At 36.4% G+C, this 6381-nt stretch carries 4 protein-coding genes; all 4 read right to left on the bottom strand.

Translation table 11 applies throughout. The features are described 5' to 3' along the window. Nucleotides 1-30: 30 nt before the first annotated feature. On the bottom strand, nt 31-2550 hold the full coding sequence (locus tag BBH99_RS07240; RefSeq protein WP_066693974.1) for a glycoside hydrolase family 24 protein: 2520 nt from the start codon (nt 2548-2550) through the stop codon (nt 31-33). Nucleotides 2551-2571: 21 nt separating this feature from the next. Next, nucleotides 2572-3075, bottom strand: coding sequence for a DUF4280 domain-containing protein (locus BBH99_RS07235; protein WP_066693971.1), 504 nt, complete (start codon nt 3073-3075; stop codon nt 2572-2574). Between the two features lie 35 nt (nt 3076-3110). Next, on the bottom strand, nt 3111-4241 hold the full coding sequence (locus tag BBH99_RS07230; protein ID WP_066693969.1) for a hypothetical protein: 1131 nt from the start codon (nt 4239-4241) through the stop codon (nt 3111-3113). A gap of 381 nt (nt 4242-4622) precedes the next feature. Continuing rightward, a complete protein-coding gene (locus tag BBH99_RS07225) occupies nt 4623-6194 on the bottom strand; it encodes a M20/M25/M40 family metallo-hydrolase (protein ID WP_066693968.1) in 1572 nt (523 codons plus the stop codon). Nucleotides 6195-6381: the final 187 nt, after the last annotated feature.

The following is a 6381-nucleotide window of genomic DNA, read 5'->3' as shown; positions in this document are numbered from 1 at the left end:
CAATTTCAAACGTATATTTTTCATGTTTAATTAATTTTTTCTTACTTGAGTTACTGTATAAAAATGCCCGTTGTAGACCGTTTTACCTTTTAAAGAAAAATCTATTTTATCAAGGTACAGGCGATTATCATCACTTGCTCCTTTTTCTTTATGACTTGTGCCAACATCATAAAAAACATAATAACATCTGTTACCATCACATTTACGGCCAACAATAACAACAAAGTGATCTGTTGAATGATCTACATTATTATTAATTTTGTACCCCAATCCGTGATCTACTCCAACTTGAACAGGATGCCCTTTTTCTAATTCACTATCCAAATATGAAATAGCATCCTTCGAAACCTGAATATTAATAATTAACTGGGTATGACTGTCATTTTCAATTGCAGTTTGATATAATCTTGCTAATGAAGTGGGTTTAAGGCCACTATTTATTAATATATCATCGCAAGTTTTTTTACAAGCTACCATTTGCTTATCTCTCCCTCCCCATTTTGGATCAAACTGTGTTTGCCATTTTATTTTAGTTCTCAAATCAATCTCTGATTTCCCACAATTTGAATTTGATCTAGCTGTTTTTATTATAGTCTCTCCACAACAATCATATCCAAATTCTTTTAAAAAACCTTTTTTCAAATGCAATGGGCTTTTTCCTTCCAGCTCTTCTTTATAAAATTTATCATATAACTCTAGTGCTTTTTCCATTGTTTCAATAGGTTGCCCATATTGTCCCGGCGGTAAACTTGCCCACTCATAACTGCCATATTTCTCTGTAGCTCCTCTTATATCTCCTTTGATTATTAAATTAAGCATCCCTTCTCTTTTGTGTTTAAATAGGACTATACAAAATTTATCTTGACCTTCGGAAGAAAAATCTTTTATATTATATGTTTTTCTTTGATTGATCATATTTTTATCATTCCATGTATATCCCATTACTTGATATGCACCTGCTGCAGAGCTATATACTTTTTCTCCATTTTTCTTCGTATACCAGAGAACTTTAATATTTGGATGTGAACTCAAGTCTTTACTATGAGGTGGTTTAGTAAAATTTTCTCCACCGAATAATTTTGTATAGCCTTCTTCAAAATCATGTGGTATATAAATAATTTCATATTTTTTTGTTGTCTTATTAAGCTTTTGAGACTTTATTATTTCTCCTGTACCTTCTCCAACTCTAAGCATTCTCATATAGGCCCTTACTCTAGCCTCACATTCACATACCTTTTCTTCTTTTTTCTCCTGTTTCGGTTCCCTAATAATCGCAGGAGAATCATTAGGATCCACCTTCACAGGTTCAGCATTTAGGCTTACCGGAATTACCTGAGAAGTCACAGAGGTATTCAGATGTTCAACTTCTATGAAATATTCCCTTTCTTTACCTTCACCCCAATCGTTACTTTTATTGTACATCTCTTTTGTTAAGATGATCCCATTGATAAAGTTTGTCGTATCATAAGCCAGTGTCACTGAAGTTTCAAATAGAAGATCATTGCTGTAGCGTGAAAAATCCTCTTCCCAGATCCGCACCTTTACATTTTTCCCTCTCATATTCCGGCTGATGATCTTAATAGAGACAGCATTACCTGTTTGAGCATTTTTCAATGGTTTTCCGGTACTATCCGTAAATTCAGCACTTAGGATATTTCCTTCAGGGTCAGCCTGTTTCTTTGCTGCCGGAGTTTGCGGAAACTTTGGGGATTCTGGCTTAGGTTTGGGCTTTCCTGGTTTTGTATCTCTATTTTTTGGAACATCCGGGGATTTTCCGGAGCCAGAATTGTTTTCCTTTGACTTTTGTTTTTTAGGATATTCAGGAATATGAGCAGGGTTAGCAATATTTACATTAGGACTCGACTTCAGAATATGTTTGGAGACCATTTCTGCCGTCACATAATACTCATGGGTTTTACCTTCATTCTGATCTCCTCTCGCTACCTGAGCATTCGCAATCTGTACTGCCATGGTATAACTTGGTAACCTGAAAAGCACTTTAGCAATTCCTTCATGATCCACTTCCCCTACAAGAGGCACCGGATTAATCCTGTTCATCATATTAATAACAGGATCATGCCCCTTACCTATTGCATCATCTTCCCATAAAGTAAAAGATACTTTATGTCCGAACATTCCCACACAATGCGCCTTCGCAATTAAAGTATCCGTATAATGAAGCAACTTTCCTCTCTTCAATCGTTGAGAATTTACATCTGATAGATCTACACGGAGTATTTTGGGTTCTTCAGCCTCTTGTGGCTTTATATACAGTTCGCCTTTATCCTTCCCTCTTATGACTTCAATTTTTAAAGCCTTATATTTTAAACTTTTATGGGTAAATTTATAGGTAATATATTCCCCTTCTTTTGTGTTACCATGTGCCAGCCGCCAGCCTTTCCGGTCTTGTACATGAATATTCCATTGTATTTTAGGAGGTGGAAAAGAAAAAGGGTTGGAAGACATCAGGTTATCAAATACCGAAAGAGAATAAGCTTCCGTATTTCCAACAACGGGTTGAGTATTGCCTGTAATAGTCAATTTTGCCATGTCTGTTACTTTTGAAACATTTTATTCATAAATCGGATCGGGTTCTTCCAGTTCTTCCTGAGATTCTTTTAAGTCCATGAACGGATTAATAAGATGGTAGCTTTGAAGATCAGCCAGTGTGATATTCTGCCGGTTCATTATAGAAGTCTGGCCATGTTCTTTCACCGTAATAATTCCTCCTGTACTGCACATCAGTTCAGAGATTTCGGAAAGACAGCTTTTCCCCATAACCTTTACCTTTTCGTAAGTCTTCATCCATTTTCCGGCAGGAGCATAAGCACAGGGTAAATATCCGCCGGAAGAAGGTTTCAACCTGCATTTTCCAAAGCTTGGTCCGGAAGGATTAAACTGTACATCTTCCTCTGTTACGGCAAGATAATCTGCTATGGCTTCTTTATGATTCCAATAATGTTTTTGATGAGAGCTTACCTTAAACTGAGGGAACAAATCTCCCTGATTGCAGCTGGCTTTGCCTTTTTGGATGACAAAATGCTGACCTTCATGTGCTGATAAATTTTCTGACATAATTCTTGTGTTGGGTTAATTCAATCGTGTTTTTATTATCCTGCTAATTTTTCCAGTTCAAAAGTCACAGACTTTTCATAATCTGCAATTTGAATATCAAACTCCGCTTTGAGCTTTTGCACAGAGAAATCTTCTGCACTCAAAATATATGCAGCTGAATGGTTGGCTGATAGTGATTTTGAATGAGGCTTTTCCAATAGATCATATTCCCAATCATAATCAAAAAGTTGCTCAACCGTACGATAATCTACAGATCTCCCTGTCTGTAATACCTCCAGAAAGCCGGAATCTTTTTCTGATAAAGTTTGATTGACGATTTCCATCCTGATCGGAGAAGCCGGAGCCAGCCATGAAAATTCATCTGTATAAGGAGATGCAAAGCCTGAGATGGTATAACGAGCCTGATAAAAACAGCCAAAAAGGAACTGTATGGGCAATATCCTTTTCAAGCTGCTATAAATATTCTTTGAATCAGCCATTTTATCTTTCATCTGATCAATATGCATGGAGGCGTAAGCGCCTTGGTGATACTTCTTTAAAGCTTCAATTTCATTAATAATATGTTGGACCTCTTGGTGAGTTTCTGCCGCCACGAACTTTCCGGATTCATCTATAACTAATGTTACCGGATAAATAATTCTAGCAAATGCGGACGCCAGGGTATTGATCTTTTGTTCTAACTCTTCCCCATCTTTCGTAAAATCACTCATCGAAAAATGAATACAATACCTGTTTTCCTCTTTTTTTATATAATTAAAGTGAATGGAATAAGCATATTCACTTTTCTGAGCGCCATCATCACTTTCCGTCTGCCTGATCTTATACTCTCCGGAAAAAGCTTCTGCATTAAAAGGAATTTTTCCATTGGGAAATTGTTGATATAAACCTTCTCCCTTTTCCCTGATCAAAGCATTCATTTTCAGAATCTCCTTTGAACCAGGAATACAGAGCTTTTGCAACAGTCTTAACTTTCCATCATCAGGAATAATATCCAGAAAACTGCAGCGTTGATTATGATATTCCTGAAGATATTGAGGATTTTCAAGCATAAGATCCCGGGAAATACTTTCCAATGTTTCATCAGGTTTTACAACATAAAAGTTTTGTTTATCTGTAGGATCGGATTTATCAACCGAATCCGCGTGATCCGAAATATTTTTTTTCATAATCTGGTGTGTTTTTTAATTCTAAAGGTTTTTAAAATTAAAAATCTGCATCTTACTACTTTCTGTATTCATATGTTTTCTTATTGCATATTATTGTTGAAAATATGTACAAAAAACACCATCAAAAAACACTCTCCATTTTGGAGAAATCCTTATTTATAATTATTTCCGACCATTAATTTTAATTTGAAATTTTTATCAATGCACAATTAACTTTTTAAATTGTATACAAAACAGTTCTCTTGTACATAATTCCAACAGTAATAAAGGAATTCCAGCATTACTATATCAACAGAAAGTGACATAAAATTTTAAAAAAATAAAAAAGGTCACCTTTTCAGGCAACCTCTTGAACAATTCTACTTTGTTATAGAATCTTTATTATTTATAATCTTTAGAACTTCTTTTAGGTTCTTTTGCTTCCGGCCATTGCACCGGGTTTCCTTTATCGTCTTTAGGCATTACTCTTTTTTCCCTGTTGGTAAACTCAGGATCTTCAGAAGCCATATATGCTAATGCAGCTGTTAAGATCACATTATTCTTCACCTCATCAAAAACAATCTTGTCATAAGTATCTTTTGTGGTATGCCAAGTATATCCGAAATATCCCCAGTTCAATGAACCTAAAGAAAACCCTGGTACTCCTGCTGCTACAAATGAAGCGTGATCTGATCCACCGCCACCAGGCATTCCAGGGAAATCTGTCTTAATGTGAGTTCTTACAGCTTTCGGAACCCCATCAAGCCATTTTCCGATATAGTCATATGCTTTTACAAATCCCTGGCCACTGATATTGACAACACGTCCGGTACCATTATCCTGGTTAAACGCAGCCTGCGTTCCTTTTATAATCTGAGGGTTATCTGCTACAAAGCCTCTTGAACCGTTTAATCCCTGCTCTTCACTTCCCCAAAGGCCGATCACAATTGTCCTTTTGTTATTTGGATAGTATTTTTTAAGGATTCTCATAGTCTCAAGCATCGTAAGGGTTCCGGTTCCATTGTCTGTAGCTCCCTGTGCACCATCCCATGAATCAAGGTGAGCGGAAAGAATAACATATTCATCCGGCTTTTCTTTTCCTTTAATCATCCCTATTGTATTAAAGCTTTTTGCTTCAGGAAGTACTTTGGATTGGGCATCAATCTTAATTTTAGGTTGAGCTCCTTTCTCAGCCATTCTGTAAAGCATACCATAGTCTTCTACATCAATGTCTATCATTGGAATTTTGGAAGTCTTTGCCCCGAAGATTCTGTTGGCTCCCATAATGCCTGTCCAGTTTGAAATAGCAATTCCTGCTGCACCAGCATTTTCCAGTGCCTCTGGAAGAGTATTATTATCATAACCAATATTCTTTACATAGGCCACAAAGTCTTTAGTTGCCTGTTCTTTTTCTGCCTTAAGCTTTTCATACAGTTCAGGAGTTGCAAACTCTTTGATCTGTTCATCCGAACGTCCGATCTTCTGATATTGAGCCATCAGTACAATTTTTCCTTTTACAGAAGGAAGCCATTTGTCAAATTCTGCTTTGGATGATACTTTTGGAAGAATGATTACTTCTGCTTCAACAGCCTTTTTGGTAGCAGGGCTCCATGCCAACTGGGTTGCAGATAAAGATTTAACTCTTGGAAATACCATATCTACATGGGTTGTTCCTCTCTGCCATCCTTTCCAGGTTCCAAATTGTTGAAGATTAGCTTCAATTCCCCATGAACGAAGCTTTTCAGCACTCCATTCATTAGCTGCAAGCATTTCCGGAGTTCCCACAAGACGCGGTCCTATCCCATCCAGAAGCTCATAAGCCATCCCTTCAAGCTGGGAATTATTGTTTACTTCATCTACAAAACTTTTTACGATTGGGGGAAGGTTCTCTTTTGGGTCTACCTTTACCTGAGCCCATGAAAATTGGGCAGCCAACATGACAGCCGGTACTGCAAAAAATCTATTTATCCTCATAATGTATATTGATTGCATTAAAGATAAAGGAAATTGTGGAGATGATAAAGAAATTAAAAGAAAAAAGTCTTTATACATCAGTATTTAGACCCATTTAAAAAAAAAAAATAAAATAATCGTCAAACTCTACTAATTTAATGAGATGATATTTTTTCCTTTAATCAGAAATCCGGTAACTTTTTATCAA

This window comes from Chryseobacterium contaminans (assembly GCF_001684955.1).
GTDB lineage: Bacteria > Bacteroidota > Bacteroidia > Flavobacteriales > Weeksellaceae > Chryseobacterium > Chryseobacterium contaminans.
This window is presented reverse-complemented; position numbering and strand designations above follow the sequence as displayed.

Excerpts from the sequence above, each read along its gene's own strand:
- BBH99_RS07240 (WP_066693974.1), bottom strand. The coding sequence starts at position 2,550 with ATGGCAAAATTGACTATTACAGGCAATACTCAACCCGTTGTTGGAAAT.
- BBH99_RS07230 (WP_066693969.1), bottom strand. The coding sequence starts at position 4,241 with ATGAAAAAAAATATTTCGGATCACGCGGATTCGGTTGATAAATCCGAT.
- BBH99_RS07225 (WP_066693968.1), bottom strand. The coding sequence starts at position 6,194 with ATGAGGATAAATAGATTTTTTGCAGTACCGGCTGTCATGTTGGCTGCC.
- BBH99_RS07235 (WP_066693971.1), bottom strand. The coding sequence starts at position 3,075 with ATGTCAGAAAATTTATCAGCACATGAAGGTCAGCATTTTGTCATCCAA.